The following is a 26,957-nucleotide window of genomic DNA, read 5'->3' as shown; positions in this document are numbered from 1 at the left end:
GGAATTCCGGAACATGTCCCTCACAGCCTAATCAGGTACCCTTAATAAACCACATCCAACAATCGGGGCGCAGTTCAGAACCAGAATCCTTCCTCTCTCCTTTCCTTGAACAAGGGCCCGGCTGCAGGCCGGGCCCTTCCCGTATGCACCGGGGCGACGCCGCCGGGGGAACCGTGTGAAATCGCGTCAGGACACTGCAACCACAACGATCCGATGATGCAAAAACGACATAAAAATGCTACACTGGAACAGTAGTAGAGAATACCGTTCCGATTGTTCATGGGACATAAGAGAGAAGGGAGGGAGCCATGACGGAAGTGGCTTCCATGCAATGGCTTACAGAGGAGCCGAACGACGAGAAGACCAAGGCGATCCATGATGTGATGAAGAGAAGGTTCGGTTATGATTCGTTCCGTCCCGGCCAGTATCGCGCCGTGCGAGCCACGGCCGACCACCATGACTCCATGGTGCTCATTGCCACGGGAGGCGGCAAAAGCCTGTGCTACATGCTTCCCGCAGCAAGGAAAAACACGTTCACGCTCGTGCTCACCCCGCTGAAGGCGCTCATGGAGGACCAGGTCCACCATCTTGTCGACAACGGCATCCCCGCCGAGTACATCAACCAGACAGTCGACGTGTACAAGCAGCGCGAAATCTACAAAAAGGCGCTGGCCGGAAGGTTGCGCATCCTTTATGTCACTCCGGAACGCTTGGGAAATGAGAACTTCCTCAGGTTCATCCACGGCATGCGGAAGATCGACCTGCTGGTCGTCGACGAGGCGCACTGCGTCCTCGACTGGGGTGACGGGGGATTCAGGCCCGATTATCTCCGTATCCGCGGGTTTATCGAATCGTTGCGGAAGCGTCCTGTCGTCATGGCGCTGACCGCCACCGCAAGTCCAGCCCAAGAGGATGAGATGAAGGAGCTGCTTGGGCTTGACGATCCGGTGGTTATCCGCACCTCAGCCGACAGGCCCAACATCGCCCTCCACAGGGTAAAGATCCCCCGCAAAGAGGAAAGGCTTAGCTTTCTGATCGATTGGATCAGGGAACATCCAGGCAAAGGTGTCATCTACAGGGAAAACAAGAACGACGGCAAAGACATCGCCGACTATCTCGCAGACCATGGTGTGAACGTCGCGCTATATAACGCCAAGCTCGACGATGCCGCGAAAAGCCGCACCTTGGAGGCGTTCCGTACCGGCGAGCTGAGCGTCGTCGTCGCGACCACGGCGTTCGGCATGGGCATCGACATCCCGGACATCCGTTGGGTCGTCAACGTCGGTCCCTGTAAGAACCTCGAACAGTTCTGGCAGCAGACCGGCCGTGCCGGCCGTGACGGGTTGCCGGCGGACAGCGTCGTCATCTGGTGGGACGGCGAGTTCGGACTGCTCCGCAGTTTCGTCAAGAACGAGATGAAGGAAGCCAAGAACGGCAGTGAATTCGAGAAGGCTAAAAGGAAGGGGGAGCGTCTGAGCATGATGTCCGAATACTGCGAGTCGAACGATTGCCTGCGGGCGAGGATGCTTCGCCTGTTCGGCGAACATCCGGCCCCGCATTGCGACAGTTGCGACGTATGCCGTCCTGACCTCAACCAGGGGGCCATTGACGACCACGCCAACGGCAACGGCAGAAGGAAAACCAAGCGGAGCACTCCTCGCAGGACCAGACCGGACGCCTTCGACAACACCGAAGCCACGCGACAGGCGATGCATAAGGCCCTCGTCTACATCGGCCGGTATATGGACGGTGGAGAGACCCCGATCGGTGTGACCACCTACGCTGCCGGACTTACAAAGTCCGGATCGGAGAAAACCAAGAAGTATAAGCTCGACCGGATCCCCGGATACGGCGACTTCGAAGGTACGACACAGGCCAAGGTGGGAGACATCATCTACGCGCTCGTCGGTATCAAGGCGCTCCGAAGGGTCGGCGGAAGATACGCCGTATTGTACAAGGGGGAAAAGTTCGACCAATGCCTCAACGATGGCATGCCGGGGCCGGACGACATGCCCCGTTTCGCCATCCCGAGGGACGGCAAGACGGCTGACGACGACCATGTGAAAGATGCGGATGAGCCGACCGACAGGCTGCAGAACAGGAACATTCGTGGTGAGAAGCAAGAGGACGACGCGAGGACGGCGGTGACCGGCGGGTTTCCGCCCGAGGACTATGCCACCGTCTGCGAGTACATCAGGCAATACCGTGAACGTAACGACGGCAACTCCCTAAGAAAGGAGGAGTTCATAAAAGCCCTCGCGGGAAGGGAAGTGGAGCTTGTTCTCAGGAATGAGCTTGAACGGTATGAGCAGTTCGGGGCGTTCCCGGGCGAGGAGACGTATGCAGGGGAATTGATCGAGGCGTTGATCAACATGCATGCGATCGAACAGGGACAGCTATTGAGGACACTCAAGCCCGGACCCCGGTTCGAGGAGTTCCTGCACCCGCAGCATCGGCAGGAAGAGGATGAGTGAGATGACAGGGCATATCGTCACCCCGGTCGAACTGCGCGCGGTCCGGTTACGCAAGGGCGTCACCCAGACGCGGATCGCGGACCGGATCGGCGTGGACAAGACCCGTGTCAGCCGCATCGAATCCGGCAGACAGCCGCTCGCCCGGCTCGACGACCGTCAGCTCGACCAATGGGCGCGCCTGCTGGACATCAGCCCCTCGCGCATGCCCCGCACCGACACGGGACGGGTCACGCCCATGCGCAGGCTGCGGCTCAGGCGTGGCTGGACGTGCGCGGAGCTCGCCCGCCGGGCGGGCGTATCCTACCGGAACATCCGCGAATACGACGCGGGGCGGCGCCCCATGCGCACCATGACCGCCGGCACCCTGCTCAAGGTCGCCGACGCATTGGACTCCAGCATGGAGGCGTTATGCTCCCTGCCGGACTGCACCAGGACCGTCCCGCCGCCGGACGCCGGGTGGACGGGCACCCCATTGGCCTGGTACCGGCATGGGGCGGACGTCAGCCAGGCGCGGCTCGCCGCGATGAGCGGCCGCACCTCGCAGCAGATCACCGGCATCGAAACCAGACGTTGGAACACTAGGGACATGCGCGCCGGCAGCATCATCGACATCGCCATGGCCCTCGACATCCCCGCGGCGAACCTCATCGAAACCGACGACGACAACACCGGGGAACAAGGGGAGGAAAAATGACGCGCACCCTGTTCGTCGGCGACCTGCACGCCAAACCATGGCTCCTCACGCCGATCGCCCGCACCGCCGACCGCGAGCATGCGGACAGGATCGTGCTGCTCGGCGACGTGTGCGACGACTGGAACCTGTCCGACAGGGGGCAGGAGTCATGGGCGACCTTGTTCGCCACATGGGTGGGGGAGCAGCGGGAACACCGGGAGACCGTGGTCCTGCTCGGCAACCACGACATCCCCTACTGGATCCGCCGGGACACCGCCGCATGGGCGCTCATCCGCCGTATGGCGCCCGGCTTCCATTCCGGGGCGTGGCGGATCGTGCATGAATCGTTGCGCGGGATCGGCATGCACGTGGCATGGAGCGACGGCACGGTCCTCGCCACGCACGCTGGCATCCTGCGCGCATGGGAGGAACGGCACGGGCTCGACACCGGGGACCCCAATGGTCTTGCGCTCCTCTTGGATTCGATGCTCATGGACGACGACGCGCTCACGGCCCTCTACCGTGAGATCGGCCCCGCCCGCGGCGGGGACGGGATACCGGGACCGTTGTGGGCCGATCTGACGGAATTCGCCGTCGACGGCGACAGGCGGTTCGCGCAGATCATTGGTCACACGCCCGTCCCCACCGTCACCGCGTTCCATGGCGCGTGGTGCTGCGACACGTTCTCCACCCGGTCGGATGGGCTTCCGCTCGGCGACCGGGGCATGCTCCTCATGGACGACAGCGAGGGGACGCCGGCGTTCCGTCCCGTATGGGCGCCATGACGACGGTCGAACGGGTCAGATGCCGTGCTTCTTCCGTCTTGTGTCGGCGATCCGGTAGACCTCGTCGTCCGTGCGGACGCCGACCACGATGACCAGCATCTCCTGTTCGGTGCGCACGGGCTTGTAGACCACGCGCACGTTGATCCTCTTGAATTTCAGTTTGCACAGGCCCGCGAGCCTGGTCTTCGACCCGTTGCGCAACGGCTTGCCATACCCGCCCTCGGAATCAGGCAGCGGATTCGCCGAGACCTTGAGCAGGCCCTTGCGCACCTGCGCCTGAACGGCAAGGTCAAGGGCACCCAGTTCCTTGTCGGCCTCGGGGAGAAGAACCAGCTTCCATTCGCTCATTCGAACTCGACCTCCGGTGCCGCATCGATGTCGGCTTGGGTGAGTCCGGCGTTTCTCAGGGATTCCTCCCAGCTGACGACGGTGGAGCCGTCCCAGCGGTCCAGACGATCCATGGCCAGACGCTCGTCCTCCAGATCCTCGAGCCGGTCGAGCAGCGCCTCGTACTCGTCGACGCCGATCATCACCGCGACCGGCCGGTTGTGGTTGAGCACGAACACGGGCTCGTCCTGCGCCCGGTCGATCGTATCCGAGGTCCCGCCGCGGGACAGGTCGGACACCGACACATACGCGTTGGTTCTCGGCAGGGTCATCGAAACAGCCATCATCAACCTCCCAAAAGGAAATTCACGCAAAAACGCGTGAATATTTTCATGAATATATTCACGATTTTAACGCCGGAGGGGGACAGCGGGGGGTGGAAACGAGGCGACGACGGGTGTGGCCGGTCGCGGTTCCGGGCGGACGGGATGCGCGCCCGTCCGGTGGATGCACATGGCCTTTGGGTTCGGCGCTCATGGAAGACGGCGGAAAGGCGGCGGCGGGGTCGTGTTCGCGGACGTCATGACGGTCGGCGGGGAGGTGGCGACATACTGGCGTCAATAGTATTGACAAACGAATCATAGTATGTCTATACTATAGACATCAGTTGTGGGAAACCTGAAAGGAGCACCGTCATGAACCTCACCGAACTCGCCGAACAGCTCGCCGAACGCTTCGACACCACCGTCGACGGCACCGAACAGCTTGCCGACATCTACCTCACCCAGATCGAACAGGTCGACGGCAAGACCATCGACCGGGACGACATCAGCCAGGAGGACGCCGAAGCCGTCGCCACCGCCATGCAGGCGGGCATGGACTCCTCCGTCGCCGACGACAATCTCGCGGGCGATCTCGTCGACATCTCCGAACGCATCCGCGACCTGCAGGACGAGCTCGACGACCTCACCGAGCGGCGCAACCGTCTCGTCAACAGGCTCCTCGACCGCGCGAACAGCGTCAGGGACATCTGCGAGTGGAGCGGCCTGAGCCGCGCCCGCGTGTACGCGATCAAGGACAACCGATGAGCCGATCCTCGTTCAACCTTGTCGACCGGCCGTGGATCCCCGTCGCGTACACGGACGGCACACGCGACACCCTGTCCATCAGGGACACGCTGCACGAGGCCGGGCGCATCCGCTGGATCGACACCGGCCGCAACGAGGAGGACATCGCCGTCCTGCGGCTCCTCGCCGCCATCATCATCCGCGCCCACGCGGCCACCCCGAGGCCGCTGCCCGTATGGCTCGACCAATGGGACTTCCAACGGTTGGACACGACGCCCCTCGACCGGTATCTCGACCGATGGGCCGACCGGTTCGACCTGTACGACCCGCACCGTCCGTTCCTCCAGTCGCCCGGACTCGCATGCACGATCCGCCCCGTCGACGACATGTTCCAACAGACCGGCCTGTTCCAGGACGAGCGGGCCGACCGGCTCGAACCCGGACGGGCCGCGATCCGGCTGCTCACGATCAACCTCCTGGACGCGGGCGGCATCAAACCCGCCGACCCCCACGACGTCCGCGCCACCGGCGGCAGGCTCCTGCCCCCGCCCGGATTGAGATCCGTCGGCACGCTCGGCCGCGCCCTCGCCGCATGGCCCCAATACCCGACCCTCGCGCGCACGCTCCTGGCGAACACGCCCATGATCGGCCCGGACGGCGAGTCACCGACCACCAACCCGGACGACCGTCCCGCATGGGAACGCGACCCGTTGACCGTGGAGACCCTCGGCGGCGTCACCAGCGGGATCGTCGACCAATTGACCCTCCAATCCCGGCGTACGCTCCTCATCCCAGACGACGAGGGGCGGACCACAGGATTCATGCTCACATACGGGCGCGTCACCACCGTCGACGACCTGGAGGTGAAGGAACCCCACTGGGCGTGGGACATGGCGGGGGAGAAGCCCCTGACCGTGGCCGACCAGTACATGGGCATGCCCCTGTGGTGGTTCCTGCCCGGCATGACCTACGGGAAACGCCGGCCCCTCGCCCTGGAATGGGCGCGCCTGCTCGCCGGCAACCACATGCCCATGACCCTGCACCTGATGGCCGCGCAATACCGGCAGGCCGCCAAGCTCATCGACGTCCGCCATTTGCACGCCACCCTGCGCACCGGCACGCCCGCGGACCCCGATGCGGGGCGGTTCGCGATGCGGGGCGCGCTGGCGGTCCGCGCGTACGCACGGTTCACGGCGAACAGCATCCCCAATTTCACGCCGGAACGGCTACCGCATGTCCTGGAGGAGACGGCGCTCGACCTGTCCGCCGACATGATCCGACTGTTGCAGGACCCGCCGGACGACCCGTACGACGCGATCCGGCAGGTCCTGCGCGACAGGGGCGACGAGTTGTGCCGGCAGCATCCGATGGGTTCGGCGCACCTGTACTTCCTGTTCCTCGCCGCGCTCAAACGCATCGGCGAGGACGACCCCGACCCCACGGTCTCCAAACCCCGGACGCGCAGGACCGCCGGCACGACCGTCCCGACCGGCGTGCGCGGCCGCAAACCCAGTCCGGTCACCCGGCATGGCGGCGGACTGGCCGACGAGACGTTCCCCTCGGTCAGGGACGCCGTCGCATGGATGCGCGGACACGGGCGCCCGACCGCCACGCCCGCCAGCATCCACAACGCCATCGCGAAACAGTCCACCGCATACGGCTACCGGTGGAGCCGCGCAACCGAACCACGGCAACAGTGACCCGTCACAGCCCAAGGATGAGCCCCTTGAGGCCACACCTTCAATAGGGGAGGGGAGGCCTCAAGGGGCTCATCCCGTACGGCGCACACGGGCCTGTGATCCCATTTGTCTTGCACCGGCCCATCACACCGGGACGGGACCTCCGGCGCCGTCCGGAACAACAGGGGAGGACTCCTGTGGAACGACGGGATCCATGGGAAGGACGGAACAAAGGGAGTCCGCAAAAGACAAGGGTGACACGGGACCAGGAAAAGGATCACGCCTCCACGATCCGACATGATCCGATGACGGGACCGGCATTTCAAAGGGGAGACGACTGGCCGGCGAACAGGGGACAAGCACGGCATGATTCCAGTCGACTCGCCCTGACGCCACGACAGGCTTTCGCCCGTCGAACGGCGGCAGGGCGGGAACATCAAGGTGGGTCGGCGGTCATGCACCGGCCCCGAGGCGGAAGGCCGCCCGCAATGCGGGCAGGCCATCCGAGCCGCCGGCAATGATGCCGTCAACGACGACGGCACGTAAAGGAGGGGAGGGGGATTCCGGGCCGGCCGCGAGCATCATCGCAGCCGCCACGCCTCCGCGCAAACGGGACGCGCGCCCCCTAACGGGTTCGCGCGCCGCCGGTCCTTGACGCCCGCCCTCCGCGCCCAGGCGCGTCAAGCATGGCGGGCGTCAAGGACCGGCGGTTCCCCGTTTGCGCTTCGCCGTGTCGGCTGCTTTGACGCCCTCGTCCGGCCCGGAACAAGACCGGCAGAGCGCAAAGGAGATTTTCATGCCCACCAACTACACGCAGGACGATGCCCATCACATGATCGAATCGTTCCTCCAAAACGGCATGCCCGACACCACGCACGAGTCCGACGACGAGATGACCGACGAGGCGCGCAAGGCCGTCGACGACTGCCCGCTCGACCGGGAGGCCCTGCGGCTGATCGTGAAGAACATCGACTCGACGATCATCACCGAAGCCAACGTCGCCGGAAGCCTTGGCGAGGCGATCGCCACCGTGCTCCACCACGGCGGCACCCTGGACTTCGACTGCATGACCGCGATCCACGACATCATGGGCGCGCACCTCGGCTGGGAGTTCTACGGCTATGTGAACGCCCGGTATGACGACGACCTGTACGAACTGCTCCAATACCCCGACGAGGCGCGCGCATGGCTGACCACCTGCCTCAAGGACATGCTCTCCTACAAGGAGGCGCCCGTCATCGAGACCGAACACGGCGACGTCACCCTCACCGGCGACCCCGACCATGACGCCACGACCACCGGCCCGTCCGATACCGAACCCGTCACCGGCCTGCGCATCAACCTCGACACCCTCGCCGCCATCTACGTCAAAGAGGACATCGAACGGCACGCGAAGGACGACGACCCGTACCCGTTCCGCCACGTCCATGAAGTCGTCACGCGTCTCATGCGCGTCTTCTACGACGACCGCCACTCGTGGTACCTGCCGCTCGCCATGAGCGCCCTCACCAAGGCGGGACAAGAGAAGTGGACCTTGGACGACGTCGACAACCTCCTGCGTGAACTCGAAGCCGAACACGTCACGCCGCTCGGCACCGACCCCACTGACACCGCCGACCGCATCAACGCCACCCTCGACGAAGACGGTTCTCCCGCCAACCTCCGCATCCTGCCCACCGGCAACGAGGAATGCCCCCTCATCATCATCCGATCCTGACCATTACTACAGGGGCGGGCAGGACCCGCCCTCGCCCAAGGGGCTCCGGCGGGGCCCCAGGCGGGTCCGGGGGCTCCAATCGCCCCCGGCACCCCCAGGCCGGCAAGCCGGCGGGAGGAAACGGACGCGGCCCACGCCCCTGCCGTGTCGTGTCCACGGGTCGACGCGATCGGCCCCAAAGGGGGCCGGATCGTATCGCGTCGCCCCGTGTCCACGACACGCCTGACCGGGGCCTGGCCGCGACCCATTCTTCCCCTTCACCGCCCTGCGGGCGGTTCGGGGGAGTGTTTTGCCTTCTTCGGCGGCGCTCATCGTACCCGCGCCGCGGAACCCGTCAACGCGCCACACACGACCCCAAGGGGTCGGGGTGTCGCTTATGACGGAACCCGCTTACCGCGGGATGCGCTTTCGCTGCCCGAAGAGGGCAAAAAACACAATCAGGCCCCTGACCCAAGGGGCGCAAGCGAAAGGTTTCATCATGACGGATACGACGAACACCATGACGGTGGAGGAGAGGATCACGACGATCATGCGCGACGTGTCGCCAAGGGACATGAAAGGCCGTCCCCGCCGGCTCGGCAAACTCGACATCACCGCGTCGCCGGCCGCGATCTGCGCGAAACTCGGCAAATACCTGCTCGGCGGGCTCACCGTCGCGCAGAAGGACATCATGGCCGACGCCCTCGCCAGCATCCTCACCGACGGGCAGGCCAAGCCGGCCGAATTCGAGGCGGGCACCATCCAACAGGGGCACCTGCTCGGGTTCGGCGAGGTCGAGTCGCGCATCTACACGGGAAGCGACATGGACGTGGTCATCCTCATGGCCACGCCCAAATACGGGCGCAGCCGGTTGGGATTGCACACATGGTGGAGCCGCAGGACGGGGGAGCGGCGTCGCATCTTCTCCTTCCGACTCGACACCATGGCCGGCGCGCGCGACCTGCTCGACTACGAGCACGACGACATCGCCATCCGCGTCTGCTCGGAAGCGGACAGCAGCCGCATGAACGTCAAGGCCGCGTGCGAGCTGCGCGAACGCGCCCTGCGCCGGTGGATGGCCGAGGACAACAAGCTCATGAACCTCACATGGAGCACGGAACACTCCGCCAGCGTGTTCGAGGACAAGAAGCATTGCACGCTCACCCACCTCCAGGCCGCCGCCGACAGCGAATTCGCCCACGTGTTCCACCACGTCGAGATCGACGACGGCATCGACCTCGACGCGTTCCACCGCATCGACCTCGAATTCCGCACCCGATGGGACGCCGGCGAACTGCCCGCGATCAGCCCAGCCAACCAGTTCCGGTTCCGCAAGACCATGCGCCACCGGTTCGGCGGCATGCGCGCCATCGGCGTGTACTCGCCCGACATGCAGGCCATCGCCGTCGACCCCCGCCACCCGGAAAGCCTATTGCACGAATTCGCCCACGCCTACGACTTCGAACACGGCCAGATCAGCCTCACCCCCGAATTCCAACCCATCCTCGACGCCTACCGCGACAGCCTCAAAAACGCCGACCTCGACGACAACACACGCCGCTACCTGACCACCCCCACCGAAGTCTACGCACGCCTCGCCGAACTCGACGCCTACACGCGCGGCATCGGCGGCAGCTTCATCGACACCGAAAACCGCTACCAAGACCCCCACGCCTACCTCACACTCGCCGCCTACCTCCCCGACTACCAACAACTCACCGCCAACATCCACTAACCAGCCAACACGGGAACGACCCGCCGCCACGCGAGACGCGGCGACGGGGCCCCGGGCGGGCCGGGGGCTCACACCGCCCCCGGCACCCCCAGGCCGGCAAACCGGCGAGGAATAACGGACGCGGCCCATGGCCCTGCGGTGTCGTGTCCACGGGTCGACGCGATCCACCCCCGCGTCGCGGGGCCGGATCATATCGCGTCGCCCCGTGTCCACGCCACGGCGACGGGCCGGGCCGCGACCTGATTTCCCCCTTCACCGCCCCAAGGGCGGTTCGGGGGAGTGTTTTGCCTTCTTCGGCAGCATTCAGCGTACCCGCGCCGCGGAACCCGTCAACGCCCCCACACGACCGGAGGTCGGTGGGTTCTTATGACGGAACCCGCTTACCGCGGGATGCGCTTTCGCTGCCCGAAGAGGGCAAAAAACAAATCGGCATTTTTCCCGGACAAGGAGCACACCATGACCGACACCACGGACACGATCGTCGACATCATCGCCACCGACCCCGACCATGAGCCGCATACCATCAACCTGCCCTGCGACCCCAAGCGGATCAGCGAACTCGAAGCCATCCACGGACGACTCACCACGACAGGCGGCGGCATCCGCCACCCCAACCGCCTGTTCACCATGTGGGCCACGGGACAGGACCCGACGGACCTCAACCTCCTCGCCCACGCCATCAGCCACAGTACCGACCCCAGGATCATCGACAAACTCGAACCCTTCATCGACGCCAGGGTGTTCCCCATGGACGGCCGCATGCCCCTGCGCCTCGCCAACCTCGCCATCCAATCCACAAGCCTGCCATGGCACGACTACACGAGGGCGGGCGACGACGAGTACGAACGCTACGGACGCACCCTCATCGACCTTGACGACATGCCCGACCCCATCCGCACACTCCAGGAGTCCGCATGGCACGGATGCCTCGACATGCGCGAATACGGGCATGAAGCCGCCCTCGACCGCGACGTGATCCTCGGCGCGGACGGCTGGATCGACCTCACCGAAGACACGCCCGACGAGGACCTGTACACCGCCAGCCAGCTCGCCGCCGAACTCGGCCTCAGCACCGACGACGAGGACTAAACCCCGCACATCACCAACAGCAGCCGCCCACCCCCGGCATGGGGGGAGGACGGCACCTCAAGGAAAGCAGCATCATCATGACGATAGAACTCACCCCCAGCCAGGCCATCACCCTCATCAACGAGGCCTGCCCGTTCAACGAGACGCCCGTGATCCAGACCATCACCAACCCCGCCGCTGACTGGCCCAGTACACAGGTCGCCTACCTCGGATACGACGACCCCGACACCGCAGGCAAGACCGATGACATCGCCAGCGCCCTCCACCTCACCGATCCGAAGCAGGTCGACGAGCTGCGCCGCGCGCTCCACGCGTATGACGATAACCATGTCGACGAGACGGTCCGCACCCTCACCCGGCTCGGCCTGTCCGTCACGATCAGCATGCAAGCCACCATCACCGTCACCGACCCACGCGCCACCACAGCCACGACGTCGGACCGGGCCACGGTCGACATCGACGAGGCGATCAGCCTCATCGGCCAAGCCGACACGGGCACGGACGGCATCACCATCATCGGACTCGCCCACGGCGACCGGTACGCATCCTTCGAATTCGACCAGGAAGGCGGGAAAGCCGCCACCACGGTCGGCACGGCCCGCGAACTCGGCCTGACCGACCCGAAGCAGGTCATCGACCTGTACAAGGCCCTCCGGCTCGACGACCACGGCGACATCGCCGACAAGCAGCAGGCCGTCGACATTCTCACCCTCACCGGCATCGACGTCGACATCGACCTGCCAGGCAAAGGCGTCACCGTCCGCCACCAAACCCCCAACCAGATCGACGAACGGCTCGACAGCCTGCTCGACCACCCCGACACCACCCACTGACCCGACACGAGAAAGCACACCATCATGACCATCACACTCACAGCCACGACAGCCACCGACCTCATCGACAAAGCCCAAGACCCGGACATCGCACCATCCTCGATCTTCCAGCTCACCCGCTATGACAAAGGCCCCCGCACGGTGACCCTCGAATACGCCGATCCCGACACCGCAGGCAAAGCCGACGACATCGCCCGCGCCCTCCACATCACCGACCCGCAGCAGGTCGACGAGCTGCGCTACGCGCTCTGGCTATACGACGACGACCAAACCATCGAAGCCTTCCAACGCCTCACCGGCATGGGAATCACCGTCCACCTCACGATCATCCCCGACACCCCGCCAACCGGAGACGACAACCACACCCACTGACCAGGCGCCGCACGCCGACCGGACCCATCCTCGCCCAACGGGGCTCGGACGGGGCCCTCCGGGCGGGGCCGGGGGCGCATCTGCCCCCGGCACCCCCAGGCCGGACTGGCGTCCGGCGGGAGGAAACGGACGCGGCCCCACGCCCTTGCGTGTCGCCTCCAAGGGTCGACGCGATCCACCCCCGCGTCGCGGGGCCGGATCGTATCGCGTCGCCCCTTGGAGGCGAGCACGCCCGAGACGGGCGGGGCCGCGACCCATCATTCCCCTTCACCGCCCTCCGGGCGGTTCGGGGGTTGTTTTGCCTTCTTCGGCGGCGAGCAGCATACCCGATTCGCGGAACCCGTCAACGCCCCCACACGACCAAGGTCGGTGGGTTCTTATGACGGAACCCGCTCGGTCGGGTAACGCTTTCGCTGCCCGAAGAGGGCAAAAAACAAAATCAGGCCCCTATCCAAGGGGGCGCAAACGAAAGGTTTCACCATGCACAGGATTCTCATCGACGACAAGCCACTCACCGTCACGATCGACTGGTACGTGTTCAACCGCACCCTCGGCGCCATGGACGACCGGACCCGACAGGAACTACTCGACTCGCGCGGCACGGCATGGCACAACGACCCCGAGCAGGGAGGAGAAGCGGACGCGTTCGAAACCGCGACCATCGCCGTCGACCAGTACCGCAGCGGCAACATCGCCGTATTCGCGCTCGGCAGCCAGGAAGACGACATCACGCCCGTCAGCATCAACCTCGGCGCCCTCAACGACCCCATGACCTTCTTCTCGAACCCGGACAGCGAATACACGGTCGGCGAACTCGAACGCGCGGGCGTCATCGAGGACACCGGCAAACACGTTACCTACGGGCCCTACCACACCCGCAGCCGCCTCATGCGCCTCACCACCATCCCCGACGGCGAGCACGTCCGCTTCGAAACCGACGACTACGAGTGGGAGGACTGACCGGCCATGGGATACATGAGCAACTTCGAAGGCCGCATCACCGTCATCGAACACGACCCCCACCCGCAAGCCACCGTCGACACGGTCGCCCGCATCCTCAAAGAACTCGGCGGCTACTACACCGACGACACCATCCCCGAAACCGGCTACGGGGTCGCCGAGATCATCGAAGGCGACGGCAACGTGTTCATCGACATCCAGGCGGACGACATCCGCTGGTACGAGTGGGACACCGACCTCGACACCCTGCGCGAACAGCTCGAACAGGCCGGATACCAGCCGCACGGCAAGATCTACCGCACCGGACTCGACAGCCCCGACCCCGACGTGGAACGCGCCGACATCACCCCCGGCAAGCCCGTCACCACCCTCCAGGCCGAACTCGTGTTCCCCGACGGCGAACACGTCCAATAAACCCAGCCAGCACCCGAAGGGGCGCGCCACACCGGCGCACCCCGCCCCGAACCCCCCAAAAACCAACCGAACAAAGGAGCAGCATCATGTCCGATTCCATCGCCGTCATGGCAGGAACCGAATTCACCATCATCGACGACCCCGACCGACTCTGGGACATCGAACTCGTGCCGGATGGCAGGACCGTCCACGTCGGCCGCGCCGACTACCCGCTCATGTGCGGCCGAACCTACGAGGACTCGCGCCGCGTCGACCGGCTGCTCGACCACACCGGCGGCCTCAAAGTCAGCAAGTACCTAGTCTGAACGGCCCCCGCGCACCATGACACGTCCGCCGCACATGAGGGCCGGGAGACACCCGGCCCCACGTGCGGCGGGGAAAGGAAACCCAACCCCATGACAGGAACCATCCGACCACTATCACGCCTCACGGCGAGCCTCGCCGCCACCGGCCTCGCCATGCTGTCCATGACCGGCGTCGCCACGGCAGCCCCCGTCGACCGGACCGACGTCGACACGGCGACCGGCATCGAACGGGAGACCATCGACCGGCTCGACCGGCACATCAGCCAGGCACGGCTCACGGCCCGACTCGCCACGGACACGCGGACGAAAGCCATGCTCGACACCGCCCTCATCCAAGCCGACCTCACCAGACAGGCCGCCGTCATCCCCGACCCGGACACGCAAGCCGCCGACCACGCCAACCAGACCCGCATCGCGCGGGACGGGACGCGACGGCTCACAGCCGCCGACCGGACGCTCACCGACATGACCCGTCATGCCGTCGACGCCCACCACCGGCTCCTACACGACCAAGCCGTAGCGGCACGCGACCAGGCCGTCCGACAGGCCCGGCAGGCCCTCGAACGGATCGGCGGGGACATCCTCGACCCGGACGCGCGCACCCGCGTCAGCCAGGCCATCGCCACGGCGCAAGCCGCCGACGACACCAGTAGCCTGACCGAAGCCGCCCGACAGGTCGACGCCACGCTCACCGCGTACACCGCCAGCCACGACGCATGGCTCCAAACCCAAACCACGACGCAAGCCACCGGCGACCCCACGGGAACCGGCCACGCCAACTCCCGCAGCCGACAGGCCGCCATCAAGCGGAACACATCCGGTCGGGTCACAAGCCGACAGGCCGGAACCAGCGGGTACACGACCGGCGGCGACTGCTACGACACCGCGTCCTGCCAATCCAGGCTCGACACGTCCCGTGCGAACGTCATGCAGGCGTTCCACACGCCCGACGGAAGCACCTACTACGGCATCCACTCCGGGCGCGGCGGCGACGCCATGTGGGGCAAAGGCGACGTGACCATCAACGGCCGCCACCACACCGTCGGCCAATGGACCCAAGCCCAATACGTCGACGGCAAGCCCGTCGCCTCCACCACCACCGGCACCTACGTGCAGACCTGCCACAACGGCACCGTCTGGTACGCGCCCATCAACTGACCCCCAACCACACGCCACGGCCGGACACCCCTCACGAACAACAATGGGACGTCCGGCCCATTCATGAAAGGACCCCCATCATGCGCGGCGACTACGCCAGCCTCTTCACCATCGACGCGATCTGCGACGGACGCGCCACCATCACCCGCAGCCACGCCGCCTACCGCGACATCACCATCACCTTCACCGCACCCGACACGTTCGACCTCACCCAGGACGGACACACCATCGGCGAAGGCCACACCCACACCACCGGCGTCACCACCCGCATCCACGGACGCCGACGCCACGCCCACACCCTCGACCCCATCCTCGACCGGCTCGACACCCACTGACCCTAGGGATGCGGAACAGACCCATCCTCGCCCGAGGGGCTCGGACGGGGCCCCAGGCAGGGCCGGGGGCGCGATTGCCCCCGGCACCCCCAGGCCGGCAAGCCGGCGGAAGGAAACGGACGCGGCCCCAAGCCCTTGCGTGTTGCGGCCGGCGGGGCGACGCGATCCACCCCCGCGTCGCGGGGCCGGATCGTATCGCGTCGCCCCTTTGGCCGCGAGCACGCCCGAGACGGGCGGGGCCGCGACTTGATTGTCCCCTTCACCGCCCTGCGGGCGGTTCGGGGGAGTGTTTTGCCTTCTTCGGCGGCGCTCATCGTACCCGCGCCGCGGAACCCGTCAACGCGCCACACACGACCCCATGGGTCGGGGTGTCGCTTATGACGGAACCCGCTTGACCGCGGGATGCGCTTTCGCTGCCCGAAGAAGGCAAAAAACACAATCAGGCCCCATTCAAGAGGGGCGCAAGCGAAAGGCTACCCATCATGTCCGCACAGGAGCGACTGCTCAACGACACCATCAGCCACGGGTTCGACGTCATCGACCCGCACCCCACACAACCCGACATCGCGCTCGTGTTCCTCGACGACACCACGCTCGTGTTCGCCAGCCTCGCCACCCCCACGCACGCCAACGGCCTCGCGTTGCGCCGACAGGCCATCGTATGGCTCATCAACCCCGACCATAAAGTCCAGCACGACGCGTTCCGCTTCGACCACGCGCAGGTCGACGACCACGACGTGACCATGTACCCCAACGCCTACTAACCCCCGCAACACACACACGAATGACGCCGCCCCTCGGGGCGGCGTCGGAAAGGAACCATCATGACCACCAACACCATCAGCACGAACAGCGTCGAACGCATCCTCACCGCCTACGGATGGACATGGACCAAGGACGGGAACGGCCGCATCACGGAGATCGAAACATCCAGCCCCCTCGGCGAGGACATCCCCATCGACATCCCCGAAACCACGAGCGTATGGGATGAGGTCTGCGACCGCGCCGAAACCTACGACCCGGACAGGCACGCGACGGACCTCATCCGCAACCCCATGCCCGGCCAGCCGACCGGCGTGCGCCAGCTCATCGACGACGCCGAGGAGATCGGCCGCATGCTCCACACCCTCGACCAGGCGTTCCACCGCGCCATCCGATACGGCACACGCGCGGGCGACCGCACCGACACCGAGATCACCGGCCCCGACTGCGAACGGCTGCGCACCGAAGTCACCGGCTACATCACCGCCTACTGGCAGCAGGCATGCGACGGACACCCCTACTACGCGTTCCAGCACGACGGCAAAACCGCCCGCGACATGGCCCTCGACTACATGCACGAACGGTACAAGGACTACCTCAACGACCTCGAAGCCCAGACCCCCGGCATCCTCGACACGTTCGCCGACCAGTCGCCCGAACCCCCGCAGGCCGACGACGGGACCCACAGGGCCATGGAGGCGTTCGACCGCATGTTCGACCGGCTATGGCCCGACCCCACCGCCACGGGGAAGGTCCTCGCCGCCCTCGATGAAACCATTGAACGACACGACCAGGACTACGGCGGATACGACTACACGATCGACCCCAACGACCTCGACGTCATGGCCTTGGAACTCGCCAACGCCCTCCACTGACCACCACCAACCCACACGCCGGGACGGGACACACCCCGCCCCGGCCGCCAATGAAAGGAACCCACATATCATGTCCGTCAACACCAATCGTCTCGGATTCCAAATCGTCGACGACGGGAACGCCGTCGCCTACCGTCCCGACCCCGACGGGTGGGGCGCCGGAAACCCGCTCAACTGGGCCGCCTCCATGCATTGCACCATCGTCGACCCCACCCCCGGAACCGACACCACCCAATACGAACGGGGCATCGGCCCCGTCGAACGAGACATCATCGACCACGCGGCCGACCCGCAACAGGCCGCGGCTGATCTTGAACGCCATTGGTGGCGCAAGGGCCTCAGCGCCGCCACCATCACGCTCGATGGACGCAAAGGTCACGCCACGTTCGTCTTCGCCGTCGACGATGCGGCATTCTGTCCGGCCGACGAATTCGCGGACACCATCCGACGATGGTGGAACGGCGAGGCGTACATCCTCGAACACCTGCAAAACCCGCGCGGAACGGCAAATGGATCGTTGTCGAAACGATCCGCCACGCCCCGATCACCCGCGACGGCGATTGGGCCGCATACGCGATGAGCCTGTTCGGGATTGGCCCGGCAAAACCGCAGGCGACACCGGGACACGACAGGACCGCCTGACGACGACCGGGAAGACCCGCCCTCCGGGCGGGGCCGGGGGCTCACACCGCCCCCGGCACCCCCAGGCCGGACTGACGTCCGGCGGGAGGAAACGGACGCGGCCCTACGCCCTTGCGTGTCGCATCCAAGGGTCGACGCGATCATCCGCCCCGTTGGGGCGGCCGATCGTATCGCGTCGCCCCTTGGAGACGAGCACGGCCGAGACGGGCGGGGCCGCGACTTGTTTTTCCCCTTCACCGCCCTGCGGGCGGTTCGGGGGAGTGTTTTGCCTTCTTCGGCGGCGCTCATCGTACCCGCGCCGCGGAACCCGTCAACGCCCCCACACGACCAAGGTCGGTGGGTTCTTATGACGGAACCCGCTTGACCGCGGGATGCGCTTTCGCTGCCCGAAGAGGGCAAAAAACACAATCAGGCCCCTGACCCAAGGGGCGCAAGCGAAAGGTTTCCCACCATGTACGAGTCGACGGAACAGGCAATTGACAAGGCCGTCACACTGAACAGGCGCGACGACGAAGAATATCACAAGAGGGACGGCGCCTACTGGGACGCCTACCTTGAATCATTCAGGGACGACGGGACGGGCGAGCCGCCCGAGTTCGCGCCGAACGACGAGACGCTGGAAGCCGCCTACAGCATCTACGGGCCCGGCGAGTTCGACCGGGACGCGTTCGCCAAATGGGTGGACCGGAGGTCCGACGCCTACGGCAACGGGTCGTTCTTCGAGGCATGGCCCGACAACGCGATCACCGAAAGCAACCAGAAGATTTGCGAGCGGATCCTCGACCGGTTCGACACCGAATGGTGGCGCGAGACGCCCATCCGCCTCACCGTCCAACTCAGGTACGAGGCGCAGGACCCAGACACCCCCACCACGGCCGCCGCGTTCATGTACGGCGTCGAACGGCACCTTGAGGACGTGTACGCGATATTGGACGAGGACGATTGCGGGGAACGCGAGGAACGTTGGCTGTGGGAGACGTTCACCGAATGGACCAAGGGCCTCATCCCCGCCGACGTTGACAAGGAAGCCGTCTATGAGGCATGGCTCGAGGACGCCCAGCCCGTCAGCGGCGAAAGCGGCCCCGACACCGACAAGCTGCCCGCCTACATCACCACCGCCCGCCGGTTGACCGCCGCCGCCTGACCCACGCGCGCTGGGCCACCGGCCCGCCGGGCCGATATTCGCCCGGCGGGCCGTGACCCCCATGAAAGGAGCACCACCCATGAACCTGAACAACGTCAACCCGAACCGTCTCGCCACCACTCTCCTCGCCACGATCGGCGAAGGCTTCCGTCGCCAATGGGAACACGGCGCCGCCACCGTCACTCTTTGGGACTACGACACCGGGCGCGACATCCGCATCCTTCCGCCCGACAAGGCCGACATGATGGCCGGCGCACGCGTCATCGGCGTCGAGGAATGGCCCGACATCACCGACGGCCACCCTACGGTCGGATGCCTCATCAGCATCACCCGCAACGGCGACGACGAGACAGTCCTCCACATGCACGAACGCACCATCGTCGACGCGATCGCCGAAACCATGCCCATCGAACCCGTCAACTACTGAACACACACCATCAAAGGAGCAACCCATCATGACCACCGATTTCACCACCATGGAACCCGTCACCTTCCGGTTCGAAGACGGCCACACCGTCGACGCATGGTGGCGCGAAGACGGCATCGCCACCGGCGAGATCCCCGCCGGATGGCACCGGTACGCCGTCATGGGCGGCAAAGGCGACGACGAATGGGAGCCATGCGCCATCCGCTTCGACTGCCTCGTCAACCACACCGCCGACATCATCACCCCCATCGACCTCGCGCCCCGCATCGAGAAAGGCGACGACGCGATCGACGAATGGTGGTTCGACCGCGACCGGCCCACCCCCGACCCCAGCAAGAGCACCGCCGACCGCATCAGCCAAGCCATCACCACCATCGCCGCCCGCGAACCCGGCGACCGGCTCGCCATCCCCGTCAGCGCACGCGACGCGATCGCCCAAGCCATCACCGGACACGCCCCCGACCACGACACCACCGCCGCCCTCGAACTCGCCCTCAACATGCACGACCACGAGGACCGCCCCGACCAATGGGTCATCACCACCCACGACCTGCCCGCCCTCGCCCGCGACTACACCACCAACCTCACCGACATCACCCGCCTCACCCACCGCCAGTAACACGCGGGAACGACCCGCCGCCACGCGAGGCATGGCGGCGGGGCCCCGGGCGGGCCGGGGGCGCGATTGCCCCCGGCACCCCCAGGCCGGCAAGCCGGCGGGAGGAAACGGACGCGGCCTCACGCCCTTGCGTGTCGCGGCCGGCGGGGCGACGCGATCATCCGCCCCGTTGGGGCGGCCGATCCTATCGCGTCGCCCCTTTGGCCGCGAGCACGCCCGAGACGGGCGGGGCCGCGACCCTTCATTCCCCTTCACCGCCCTGCGGGCGGTTCGGGGGAGTGTTTTGCCTTCTTCGGCGGCGCTCATCGTACCCGCGCCGCGGAACCCGTCAACGCCCCCACACGACCAAGGTCGGTGGGTTCTTATGACGGAACCCGCTTGACCGCGGGATGCGCTTTCGCTGCCCGAAGAGGGCAAAAAACACAATCGGCATTTTTCAAGCAAGGAGCGCACCATGACCATCACCATCTGGAACAACGACCCCGACACCCGCGACAGGGTCTTCGCCAAGGCCAAGACCGCGGCCCTGCGTCACGCAAGCCAGGCCTACGCCCTCCATTACGGGCATTGCGGCGACGAACACTGCGCCACCCATTCGTCGCACCTCGTCAACGAGATCCTCTACCGCGCATGGCGTTCGACGCCCCCGGCCAGGCACGTCCCGCTCACCCCGCAGACCTACCGGAAGCTCATCGACAACGTCAACCGCGACTCGACATGGCTTCTCGAAGCCATCGTCGAGGACGAACTCGACGAGGACCGCCGCGCCACCGCCGACCGGCTCGACGCGATCCGGCTCGACCGCGACATCGCCGTCATCGGCACCGCCGACCTCCGGGACGGCAGCCGCAGCATCGGCACACGCCTGCGCTTCGACACCGTCGGCGACATCCTGCGCGCCGAACCGTGGAGCGAACTCGACGTCGACGCCTGCGCATGGACCATCGACGACAACGACGAACTGCGATACACCGGCCTCACCCCCAACGGCGTCAACACGTGCGTCTACCGGCAGATCAAACCCCGCAAACACCTACCCGACAACGCCGGCACCGGCCTCACATACACGCTCACCGACCCGCTCGGCCCGCTCGTCCGACGCCTCTACGGCATCCCCGACCCCGTGAAAACCCCGGAAAACCAAGGAAAGCAAGTTGCAAAACAACAATAAAAGTGCTATACTGAATGGTAACGGACGGGGTGGGGGACCGGCCTTCCAGGGACAACGACCATGGCGCCAGCCGACGATCGAACCCACGGAACCCGAACTCACCCCCGAGCAGCGACGCAAACACGACCTCGACACCGCGTTCATGAACGCCATCCACGCCTTCCACGAGGCCGCCAAATACGAGACACCCGAACAGCCGGACCCCAACGACCGGAAAGGAGCAGACCGATGAGCGACACCACCGGCAACGACATCAAGACCTACCGCATCACCGTCACCATCACCAACACCACGCCGGCCACCGACTCCGGCGGCTGGCAGATCGGCATGAGCTGGCGCAAGACCCTCCTCCTCGACCCCAAGGACAGCGACAAGGCCCGCGCCCTGCGCAGCCAGGCCACCGCCGCCTCCTACGAGGACGACATGAAAGGCATGCGCGACCTCAACCGGCAGGCCGAAACCGTCATCCACGACGAATGGAAGCGCCTGCGCCAGCAGGCCCGCAACCTCATCGCCATCCTCAACGGACGCAACCGCCCCGTCGACGCGCACGGCATGCCCCTCTGGGACCGCGGCTACGCGCTCTACAACAGCAAATGCTGGCAATGGGAGCTCGTCGCCGCCCAATCCACCTGCGTAAGCGAGATCATGGCCGCCGCCGGCATCGACGACTGGCCGCCCGCCGACACCATGCCCGTCATCGACGGGCCCGAGATCACCATCAACCTCAGCGTCATCGACTAGACACGACAGGAAAGGAGCACGCCATGGCGATCATCGACACACGCCGCAACCGCCGCCGCCGCGCCGACACCATCCGCCGCGACACCCGCGACGAACGCGTCAGGGACGGCGACCGGCGGATCGGCGAACGGTTCCGCCGCCTGCGCAACGGCAGCGGGCTCACCCAGGACGCCGTCGCCGCCGCCATGCGCCAACGCGGCCACACATGGCACAAGGCCACCATCTCGTCGATCGAGGCCGGCGAACGACCCCTCAAACTCACCGAAGCCACCGACGTGTCCGCGATCCTCGGCATCACCACCGCCAACGGGATCATGGACCTGCTCGGCATCGGCCCCGACCCGTCATGGAACGAGGAATGCGCCATCCAGGCGGCCCGCGAGGTCGCCGCCCGCCGACGCAGCCTCGAACGCGCCAGACGCGTCCTCGCACAGGCCGAACGCGACCTCGAGCACGCCCTCGACACCATCGACCCCGACGAACGCGAACGCGTCCGCGCCCGCACCGTCGAAATCCTCGCCGACACGACACCGGACGATACCGGAGCCGCGGCCGCGTGAACACCATGGGACCGGACCCATACGGGACCGGCCCCACAGACAACCAGCACACCAGACACCACAACCAACCAACCAATCAATAAGGAGCACAACACATCATGACCACCATCAACCGCATCCCCATGACCGTGACCGGCAACACCAGCCAGATCGAATACCGCACCACCCGCAACGGCATGACCTTCGCCCGGTTCAGCGTCGCCCAGCAGGCACGCGAACAGGACCAGGACGGCCGTTGGGTCGACGGCGGCACCACATGGATCCGCGTCAGCGTCGGCGGGCCCATCGCCGAACACATGCAGCAGAGCGGCATGACCAAGGGCGCGCGCGTCACCGTCGTCGGATGGTACGAGCAGCGCGAATACCAGGACGAACAGGGCCAGCGCCGCACCACCTACGAGCTCAGGGCCAACGAAGTGGCCGCCAGCCTCCTGTTCGCCACCGTCCAGATCAACAAGACGACCCAGTCGCAGGGCGGCTACCAGCAGCAGGGCGCCGCCCCCTCGCAGCCGCAGCAGGGCGGCTACCAGCAGAACGACTACCAGTACGACGACGGGTTCGCGCCCCAGCCGCCGCAGATCTGACCCACACACGCACTCTCATCGAACCGGCAAGGGGAGGGCCGCCACACAAGGCGACCCTCCCCTTCGCCATATCCAACGGCCCTACGGCCCGCCACGGCACCGCCCCACGGCCACACGGGCCGGTCACCCCACACAGCCGGACGCCAGCCGCCCACGCCCCGCAACCCGTCGCCGGCATGGACGACACCGTCGACGCCGCCGGACGCGACACCGGACACCCGGACCGACGACGGGCCGGCCACACGCGCAACGGAACACCCACCACGCGGAAAAGCCCCGGCCCCACGGGACGCACACGGAACCGACGCATCCCCGCCGCCGGACGCCAGGAGAGGGGGACGTTATGCACCCGGCCATTCCCCTATCGGGGTGGCACGGGGGCGGCCCCATGGGCCGGGACTCCCCGTCGACGCCGTCGTGCGGGATGGTCGGCCGGTGCGGGATGGCGGTCAAGGCCGTGAGGCCCCTTCCACGGTGGTGAAGCGGCCCCATCCTGGCGCGTCGTCCTCCGCCCGTCAACCGGGCCCACACGACCCCGCAAGCGGGGTGTGTTCCCGGTGGACCGGCGTTGTCCGGCGACGCCTGTCGGAGGCCGTCTTCACCACACAGGAAAGGGGCTACACGACATGACCACCATGAACCACACCGACGACGCCATCCACGCCACGACGGGGCGCGGACGGGGGACCCCGGGCCACAGGGGACCGACACCGGCCACCCGGATCGTCCGGCCGGTCGACTACGACAACTACTTCCACCTGTTCAGCGTCGAAGCGCAGCGCGCCGACCGGTACACGCTCGGCCACCAGGGGTGGCGGACCACGGCCCGCTACCGGGGGACCGAGGTACTGCTCACCTGCGCGGACACGTTCGAACTGTACCGTGACGGCCGGCCGGTCGGCCGCGGGTTCGACAACGGCGTGAACCTCACCGTCACCATCGACGGGCGTACATGGCACGCCGACAGCCTCGACAGGCTGCTCGACCGCCTATACGCCTGACCCGCGAGGGGTCGACCCCTGACGGGGCCGGCCCCACGCGTGCGTATTCATGGACTTATGCCCATTGCATGGGCAAGCCAATGGACGGTCACCCCTCCTGTGGGCGCTTGTCGGTTTGGGCCGTTTCACACCGATCCCTCGGACGACTGCATCCTGTCTCTCCCCTGAAGACCGAGGATCGTGGCTCGCAACACGTGACTCGCAGCAGGGTCGGACCGCGCCCCGGAGTGGATTCGCGTCATGTACGGCACGTGGCCACGAATCACGGGTCCTGCAGGCCTCAGCGCGGATCCACTCGGAGAGTGCAGGGAAGGTGACGCGGCCCTTGCGGGGGGACGGGATCCCGCAGCGTTTCCGGTCGGGACGGCGATGACGTCACCAGGCAAGGGACATGCCACGAGATCCACGCCGGGGACCATGGGCGTTCGGAAGGACCGGGGAAGGCACGATGCCGCCGCCATCCCCCGAGCCGACACGGCGCAGGCGTCCGGAACGGGGTCGGAGAGGACGCGGGGACGCCGACGGCAGGCGGGAGTCGGACGTGACAGGTCGGACGGGGATGGGGTGATGATCATAAGGCCCGTCCATCGTCGTTGTCCCTTCCGTTTGAAGCCCCGCCATCATGGCATCCCGCCCGCCGGCCGTCAACCGGGCCCACGCGCCCAAAGGGCCCCCGCGTGTTCCCGGTTGACAACCGACGGGCGGGACGCCCCTCGGCTCCCGTCTTCAACCGGAAAGGAACAACGACAATGGACTCCCTGATCATCAACCTCATCCCCGCCTCCGACCGCCACGTCTCCCTCCGCCCGCTCGCCGGCGGCGGCGACCTCCTCCTCGAACCCCGCACCGGCGACAACTGGCGCCTGTGGCTCAAAGGCGACGACGGCGACAAATGGTGCCTGTCCGCCGAATCCGGGCTCACGTCCATGATCCCCGGCGCCAACCTCGTCGTCCCGTCCTTCCTGACGGACGTCATCGCCGCCCTGACCGAAAACGGCGCCGAGATCGTCGACACCGGCCGCGAGGGCGCGGTCACCTGCCTGCACATCCCCGACAGCATCAGCGACCACGGCTGGACCCCCGGCCGCGTCACGATGCACTACGCCAGCCACTGACCGAACCCCGGCCGACGGGGCGGACCCACAGGGCCCGCCCCTTTTTTCATGCTCGCCCCGACCATACGACACGACGACCCATCCCCGCCCAAGGGGCGCGGACAGGGCCGGGGGCTCACACCGCCCCCGGCACCCCCAGGCCGGACTGGCGTCCGGCAGGAGGAAACGGACGCGGCCCCAAGCCCTTGCGTGTCGCGGCCGGCGGGGCGACGCGATCCACCCCCGCGTCGCGGGGCCGGATCGTATCGCGTCGCCCCTTTGGCCGCGAACACGCCCGAGACGGGCGGGGCCGCGACCCTTCATTCCCCTTCACCGCCCTGCGGGCGGTTCGGGGGTTGTTTTGCCTTCTTCGGCGGCGCTCATCGTACCCGCGCCGCGGAACCCGTCAACGCCCCCACACGACCGGAGGTCGGTGGGTTCTTATGACGGAACCCGCTTACCGCGGGATGCGCTTTCGCTGCCCGAAGAGGGCAAAAAACAAAATCGGCATTTCTAGACCAGCCAAAGGAGCACATCATGAACGGCAACGAGCTTAGGACCATCCTCAAGGGCTACGACAAGGCGGACGACTGGTTCGTCATCCGCGCCACCCCCGAAACAATGGACGACATCGCCGAGGAGATCGACCCCGCCAACAGCGACGCCGCCGAACAGGCCGAACACGTCGCCTTGGACGGCGACATGAACGAACTGACCGGCACCGCCCTACGCTACCTCACGATCGCATGGCTCGCGTTCCTCGGCATGGACGCCCACGGACTCGACGACGGACGCGGACACGGATGGGCCATGACCGGAACGGACGGATACGGACGCCTCGCGCAGGAACTCCGCCAGCGCGCCGTGCTCGCCGCCGCCAACGACGACCACACGCCCGACGACGACCATATGGAACGCGTCGCCCGCATGTCCGATCTCACCCTCGACCAGCTCGACGAACGCGCCCGCGACACCAGCGGCGACGACCACAGCACCGTCCACCAGCGCTACTTCGAAGCCGTCTGCCACGAGATCAGCCGACTCATCGGCGACGACGACTGACCCCCAAACCCCAGGGCGGGCAGGACCCGCCCTCGCCCAATGGGGCTCCGGCGGGGCCCCAGGCAGGGCCGGGGGCTCACATCGCCCCCGGCACCCCCAGGCCGGCAAGCCGGCGAAAGGAAACGGACGCGGCCCTACGCCCTTGCGTGTCGCGGCCGGCGGGGCGACGCGATCATCCGCCCCGTTGGGGCGGCCGATCCTATCGCGTCGCCCCTTTGGCCGCGAGCACGCCCGAGACGGGCGGGGCCGCGACCCTTCATTCCCCTTCACCGCCCTGCGGGCGGTTCGGGGGAGTGTTTTGCCTTCTTCGGCGGCGCTCATCGTACCCGCGCCGCGGAACCCGTCAACGCCCCCACACGACCAAGGTCGG

30 protein-coding genes are annotated in these 26,957 nt (G+C 66.5%); 28 read left to right on the top strand and 2 right to left on the bottom strand.

Annotated features, from left to right (window positions below):
• Positions 1-308: 308 nt before the first annotated feature.
• From CSQ85_RS12360 to CSQ85_RS12350, 3 genes are read left to right on the top strand one after another with little or no spacing between them, the layout of a single operon-like run.
• Positions 309-2,474, top strand: a complete 2,166-nt coding sequence (locus CSQ85_RS12360) for a RecQ family ATP-dependent DNA helicase (protein ID WP_150384270.1) — start codon at positions 309-311, stop codon at positions 2,472-2,474.
• Positions 2,467-3,168: a helix-turn-helix domain-containing protein gene (locus CSQ85_RS12355; RefSeq protein ID WP_150384269.1), complete on the top strand. Its 702-nt coding sequence runs from the start codon at positions 2,467-2,469 to the stop codon at positions 3,166-3,168. The genes CSQ85_RS12360 and CSQ85_RS12355 overlap by 8 nt, the downstream gene beginning before the upstream one ends.
• Positions 3,165-3,932 carry a metallophosphoesterase gene (locus CSQ85_RS12350; protein WP_150384268.1) on the top strand — a complete coding sequence of 256 codons (768 nt, stop codon included), beginning with the start codon at positions 3,165-3,167 and terminating at the stop codon, positions 3,930-3,932. Before CSQ85_RS12355 ends, CSQ85_RS12350 begins: the two co-directional genes overlap by 4 nt.
• 15 nt (positions 3,933-3,947) lie before the next feature.
• On the opposite strand, the gene CSQ85_RS12345 is transcribed toward CSQ85_RS12350, so the two are convergent.
• Both CSQ85_RS12345 and CSQ85_RS12340 read right to left on the bottom strand, forming a co-directional pair.
• A complete protein-coding gene (locus CSQ85_RS12345; RefSeq protein ID WP_150384267.1) occupies positions 3,948-4,280 on the bottom strand; it encodes a type II toxin-antitoxin system RelE family toxin in 333 nt (110 codons plus the stop codon).
• Positions 4,277-4,606: a type II toxin-antitoxin system Phd/YefM family antitoxin gene (locus CSQ85_RS12340; protein WP_223846976.1), complete on the bottom strand. Its 330-nt coding sequence runs from the start codon at positions 4,604-4,606 to the stop codon at positions 4,277-4,279. Before CSQ85_RS12340 ends, CSQ85_RS12345 begins: the two co-directional genes overlap by 4 nt.
• 348 nt (positions 4,607-4,954) lie before the next feature.
• Here CSQ85_RS12340 and CSQ85_RS12335 point away from each other — a divergent pair, with 348 nt between their 5' ends.
• From CSQ85_RS12335 to CSQ85_RS12215, 25 genes are all read left to right on the top strand, one after another.
• Positions 4,955-5,347 carry a hypothetical protein gene (locus tag CSQ85_RS12335; RefSeq protein ID WP_150384265.1) on the top strand — a complete coding sequence of 131 codons (393 nt, stop codon included), beginning with the start codon at positions 4,955-4,957 and terminating at the stop codon, positions 5,345-5,347.
• The gene (locus CSQ85_RS12330) at positions 5,344-7,026 is read left to right on the top strand and encodes a type I-E CRISPR-associated protein Cse1/CasA (RefSeq protein WP_150384264.1); all 1,683 of its coding nucleotides are present in this window, start codon (positions 5,344-5,346) and stop codon (positions 7,024-7,026) included. The genes CSQ85_RS12335 and CSQ85_RS12330 overlap by 4 nt, the downstream gene beginning before the upstream one ends.
• Before the next feature lie 775 nt (positions 7,027-7,801).
• On the top strand, positions 7,802-8,722 hold the full coding sequence (locus CSQ85_RS12325) for a hypothetical protein (RefSeq protein ID WP_150384263.1): 921 nt from the start codon (positions 7,802-7,804) through the stop codon (positions 8,720-8,722).
• A gap of 478 nt (positions 8,723-9,200) precedes the next feature.
• Positions 9,201-10,436: a hypothetical protein gene (locus tag CSQ85_RS12320; protein WP_150384262.1), complete on the top strand. Its 1,236-nt coding sequence runs from the start codon at positions 9,201-9,203 to the stop codon at positions 10,434-10,436.
• A 456-nt stretch (positions 10,437-10,892) separates the two neighbouring features.
• Positions 10,893-11,525, top strand: coding sequence for a hypothetical protein (locus tag CSQ85_RS12315; protein ID WP_150384261.1), 633 nt, complete (start codon positions 10,893-10,895; stop codon positions 11,523-11,525).
• A gap of 77 nt (positions 11,526-11,602) precedes the next feature.
• The gene (locus CSQ85_RS12310) at positions 11,603-12,358 is read left to right on the top strand and encodes a hypothetical protein (protein ID WP_150384260.1); all 756 of its coding nucleotides are present in this window, start codon (positions 11,603-11,605) and stop codon (positions 12,356-12,358) included.
• A gap of 24 nt (positions 12,359-12,382) precedes the next feature.
• Positions 12,383-12,730 carry a hypothetical protein gene (locus CSQ85_RS12305; RefSeq protein ID WP_150384259.1) on the top strand — a complete coding sequence of 116 codons (348 nt, stop codon included), beginning with the start codon at positions 12,383-12,385 and terminating at the stop codon, positions 12,728-12,730.
• A gap of 480 nt (positions 12,731-13,210) precedes the next feature.
• On the top strand, positions 13,211-13,690 hold the full coding sequence (locus tag CSQ85_RS12300; RefSeq protein WP_150384258.1) for a hypothetical protein: 480 nt from the start codon (positions 13,211-13,213) through the stop codon (positions 13,688-13,690).
• 15 nt (positions 13,691-13,705) lie between these two features.
• The gene (locus CSQ85_RS12295) at positions 13,706-14,104 is read left to right on the top strand and encodes a hypothetical protein (protein WP_150384257.1); all 399 of its coding nucleotides are present in this window, start codon (positions 13,706-13,708) and stop codon (positions 14,102-14,104) included.
• A gap of 86 nt (positions 14,105-14,190) precedes the next feature.
• The gene (locus CSQ85_RS12290) at positions 14,191-14,409 is read left to right on the top strand and encodes a hypothetical protein (RefSeq protein ID WP_150384256.1); all 219 of its coding nucleotides are present in this window, start codon (positions 14,191-14,193) and stop codon (positions 14,407-14,409) included.
• A 90-nt stretch (positions 14,410-14,499) separates the two neighbouring features.
• Positions 14,500-15,567: a hypothetical protein gene (locus tag CSQ85_RS12285; RefSeq protein ID WP_150384255.1), complete on the top strand. Its 1,068-nt coding sequence runs from the start codon at positions 14,500-14,502 to the stop codon at positions 15,565-15,567.
• 80 nt (positions 15,568-15,647) lie between these two features.
• Positions 15,648-15,902, top strand: coding sequence for a hypothetical protein (locus CSQ85_RS12280; RefSeq protein ID WP_150384254.1), 255 nt, complete (start codon positions 15,648-15,650; stop codon positions 15,900-15,902).
• A 482-nt stretch (positions 15,903-16,384) separates the two neighbouring features.
• Positions 16,385-16,666, top strand: a complete 282-nt coding sequence (locus CSQ85_RS12275; RefSeq protein ID WP_150384253.1) for a PDDEXK family nuclease — start codon at positions 16,385-16,387, stop codon at positions 16,664-16,666.
• Positions 16,667-16,726: 60 nt separating this feature from the next.
• On the top strand, positions 16,727-17,539 hold the full coding sequence (locus CSQ85_RS12270; RefSeq protein ID WP_150384252.1) for a hypothetical protein: 813 nt from the start codon (positions 16,727-16,729) through the stop codon (positions 17,537-17,539).
• A 70-nt stretch (positions 17,540-17,609) separates the two neighbouring features.
• Positions 17,610-18,119 (top strand): hypothetical protein, encoded by a 510-nt coding sequence (locus tag CSQ85_RS12265; protein WP_150384251.1) that lies wholly within the window; start codon positions 17,610-17,612, stop codon positions 18,117-18,119.
• A 513-nt stretch (positions 18,120-18,632) separates the two neighbouring features.
• Positions 18,633-19,325: a hypothetical protein gene (locus CSQ85_RS12260; RefSeq protein ID WP_150384250.1), complete on the top strand. Its 693-nt coding sequence runs from the start codon at positions 18,633-18,635 to the stop codon at positions 19,323-19,325.
• Between the two features lie 79 nt (positions 19,326-19,404).
• Positions 19,405-19,752: a hypothetical protein gene (locus tag CSQ85_RS12255; RefSeq protein WP_150384249.1), complete on the top strand. Its 348-nt coding sequence runs from the start codon at positions 19,405-19,407 to the stop codon at positions 19,750-19,752.
• A 28-nt stretch (positions 19,753-19,780) separates the two neighbouring features.
• Entirely contained in the window at positions 19,781-20,371 is a 591-nt protein-coding gene (locus CSQ85_RS12250) for an LPD28 domain-containing protein (protein ID WP_150384248.1), read from the top strand.
• 454 nt (positions 20,372-20,825) lie between these two features.
• Positions 20,826-21,542, top strand: coding sequence for a hypothetical protein (locus tag CSQ85_RS12245; RefSeq protein ID WP_150384247.1), 717 nt, complete (start codon positions 20,826-20,828; stop codon positions 21,540-21,542).
• Between the two features lie 228 nt (positions 21,543-21,770).
• Positions 21,771-22,286, top strand: a complete 516-nt coding sequence (locus CSQ85_RS13215) for a hypothetical protein (protein ID WP_107042704.1) — start codon at positions 21,771-21,773, stop codon at positions 22,284-22,286.
• A gap of 23 nt (positions 22,287-22,309) precedes the next feature.
• Positions 22,310-22,846, top strand: coding sequence for a helix-turn-helix domain-containing protein (locus CSQ85_RS13210; RefSeq protein WP_190973041.1), 537 nt, complete (start codon positions 22,310-22,312; stop codon positions 22,844-22,846).
• A 98-nt stretch (positions 22,847-22,944) separates the two neighbouring features.
• Entirely contained in the window at positions 22,945-23,430 is a 486-nt protein-coding gene (gene ssb / locus CSQ85_RS12230) for a single-stranded DNA-binding protein (RefSeq protein WP_150384244.1), read from the top strand.
• A 626-nt stretch (positions 23,431-24,056) separates the two neighbouring features.
• The gene (locus CSQ85_RS12225) at positions 24,057-24,431 is read left to right on the top strand and encodes a hypothetical protein (protein WP_150384243.1); all 375 of its coding nucleotides are present in this window, start codon (positions 24,057-24,059) and stop codon (positions 24,429-24,431) included.
• A 749-nt stretch (positions 24,432-25,180) separates the two neighbouring features.
• Positions 25,181-25,546 carry a hypothetical protein gene (locus CSQ85_RS12220; protein ID WP_150384242.1) on the top strand — a complete coding sequence of 122 codons (366 nt, stop codon included), beginning with the start codon at positions 25,181-25,183 and terminating at the stop codon, positions 25,544-25,546.
• A gap of 516 nt (positions 25,547-26,062) precedes the next feature.
• Complete coding sequence (locus CSQ85_RS12215) at positions 26,063-26,587, top strand: hypothetical protein (protein WP_150384241.1); 525 nt, start codon at positions 26,063-26,065, stop codon at positions 26,585-26,587.
• The last annotated feature ends 370 nt before the right edge of the window (positions 26,588-26,957 follow it).

It is taken from the genome of Bifidobacterium rousetti (assembly GCF_008698235.1).
Lineage (GTDB): Bacteria > Actinomycetota > Actinomycetes > Actinomycetales > Bifidobacteriaceae > Bifidobacterium > Bifidobacterium rousetti.
Note: the sequence above shows the minus strand (reverse complement) of the source record. Positions and strands in the feature narration are given on the sequence as shown.

Bases quoted from the DNA above. Each gene is read 5' to 3' on its own strand.
- CSQ85_RS12290 (WP_150384256.1), top strand. From the start codon at position 14,191: ATGTCCGATTCCATCGCCGTCATGGCAGGAACCGAATTCACCATCATC.
- CSQ85_RS12245 (WP_150384247.1), top strand. From the start codon at position 20,826: ATGACCATCACCATCTGGAACAACGACCCCGACACCCGCGACAGGGTC.
- CSQ85_RS12270 (WP_150384252.1), top strand. From the start codon at position 16,727: ATGACCACCAACACCATCAGCACGAACAGCGTCGAACGCATCCTCACC.
- CSQ85_RS12335 (WP_150384265.1), top strand. From the start codon at position 4,955: ATGAACCTCACCGAACTCGCCGAACAGCTCGCCGAACGCTTCGACACC.
- CSQ85_RS12305 (WP_150384259.1), top strand. From the start codon at position 12,383: ATGACCATCACACTCACAGCCACGACAGCCACCGACCTCATCGACAAA.
- CSQ85_RS12350 (WP_150384268.1), top strand. From the start codon at position 3,165: ATGACGCGCACCCTGTTCGTCGGCGACCTGCACGCCAAACCATGGCTC.
- CSQ85_RS12220 (WP_150384242.1), top strand. From the start codon at position 25,181: ATGGACTCCCTGATCATCAACCTCATCCCCGCCTCCGACCGCCACGTC.
- CSQ85_RS13210 (WP_190973041.1), top strand. From the start codon at position 22,310: ATGGCGATCATCGACACACGCCGCAACCGCCGCCGCCGCGCCGACACC.
- CSQ85_RS12295 (WP_150384257.1), top strand. From the start codon at position 13,706: ATGAGCAACTTCGAAGGCCGCATCACCGTCATCGAACACGACCCCCAC.
- CSQ85_RS12215 (WP_150384241.1), top strand. From the start codon at position 26,063: ATGAACGGCAACGAGCTTAGGACCATCCTCAAGGGCTACGACAAGGCG.
- CSQ85_RS12355 (WP_150384269.1), top strand. From the start codon at position 2,467: ATGAGTGAGATGACAGGGCATATCGTCACCCCGGTCGAACTGCGCGCG.
- CSQ85_RS12250 (WP_150384248.1), top strand. From the start codon at position 19,781: ATGACCACCGATTTCACCACCATGGAACCCGTCACCTTCCGGTTCGAA.
- CSQ85_RS12340 (WP_223846976.1), bottom strand. From the start codon at position 4,606: ATGATGGCTGTTTCGATGACCCTGCCGAGAACCAACGCGTATGTGTCG.
- CSQ85_RS12315 (WP_150384261.1), top strand. From the start codon at position 10,893: ATGACCGACACCACGGACACGATCGTCGACATCATCGCCACCGACCCC.
- CSQ85_RS12360 (WP_150384270.1), top strand. From the start codon at position 309: ATGACGGAAGTGGCTTCCATGCAATGGCTTACAGAGGAGCCGAACGAC.
- CSQ85_RS12260 (WP_150384250.1), top strand. From the start codon at position 18,633: ATGTACGAGTCGACGGAACAGGCAATTGACAAGGCCGTCACACTGAAC.
- CSQ85_RS12285 (WP_150384255.1), top strand. From the start codon at position 14,500: ATGACAGGAACCATCCGACCACTATCACGCCTCACGGCGAGCCTCGCC.
- CSQ85_RS12255 (WP_150384249.1), top strand. From the start codon at position 19,405: ATGAACCTGAACAACGTCAACCCGAACCGTCTCGCCACCACTCTCCTC.
- CSQ85_RS12275 (WP_150384253.1), top strand. From the start codon at position 16,385: ATGTCCGCACAGGAGCGACTGCTCAACGACACCATCAGCCACGGGTTC.
- CSQ85_RS12330 (WP_150384264.1), top strand. From the start codon at position 5,344: ATGAGCCGATCCTCGTTCAACCTTGTCGACCGGCCGTGGATCCCCGTC.
- CSQ85_RS12265 (WP_150384251.1), top strand. From the start codon at position 17,610: ATGTCCGTCAACACCAATCGTCTCGGATTCCAAATCGTCGACGACGGG.
- CSQ85_RS13215 (WP_107042704.1), top strand. From the start codon at position 21,771: ATGAGCGACACCACCGGCAACGACATCAAGACCTACCGCATCACCGTC.
- CSQ85_RS12300 (WP_150384258.1), top strand. From the start codon at position 13,211: ATGCACAGGATTCTCATCGACGACAAGCCACTCACCGTCACGATCGAC.
- CSQ85_RS12320 (WP_150384262.1), top strand. From the start codon at position 9,201: ATGACGGATACGACGAACACCATGACGGTGGAGGAGAGGATCACGACG.
- ssb (WP_150384244.1), top strand. From the start codon at position 22,945: ATGACCACCATCAACCGCATCCCCATGACCGTGACCGGCAACACCAGC.
- CSQ85_RS12310 (WP_150384260.1), top strand. From the start codon at position 11,603: ATGACGATAGAACTCACCCCCAGCCAGGCCATCACCCTCATCAACGAG.
- CSQ85_RS12325 (WP_150384263.1), top strand. From the start codon at position 7,802: ATGCCCACCAACTACACGCAGGACGATGCCCATCACATGATCGAATCG.
- CSQ85_RS12280 (WP_150384254.1), top strand. From the start codon at position 15,648: ATGCGCGGCGACTACGCCAGCCTCTTCACCATCGACGCGATCTGCGAC.
- CSQ85_RS12225 (WP_150384243.1), top strand. From the start codon at position 24,057: ATGACCACCATGAACCACACCGACGACGCCATCCACGCCACGACGGGG.
- CSQ85_RS12345 (WP_150384267.1), bottom strand. From the start codon at position 4,280: ATGAGCGAATGGAAGCTGGTTCTTCTCCCCGAGGCCGACAAGGAACTG.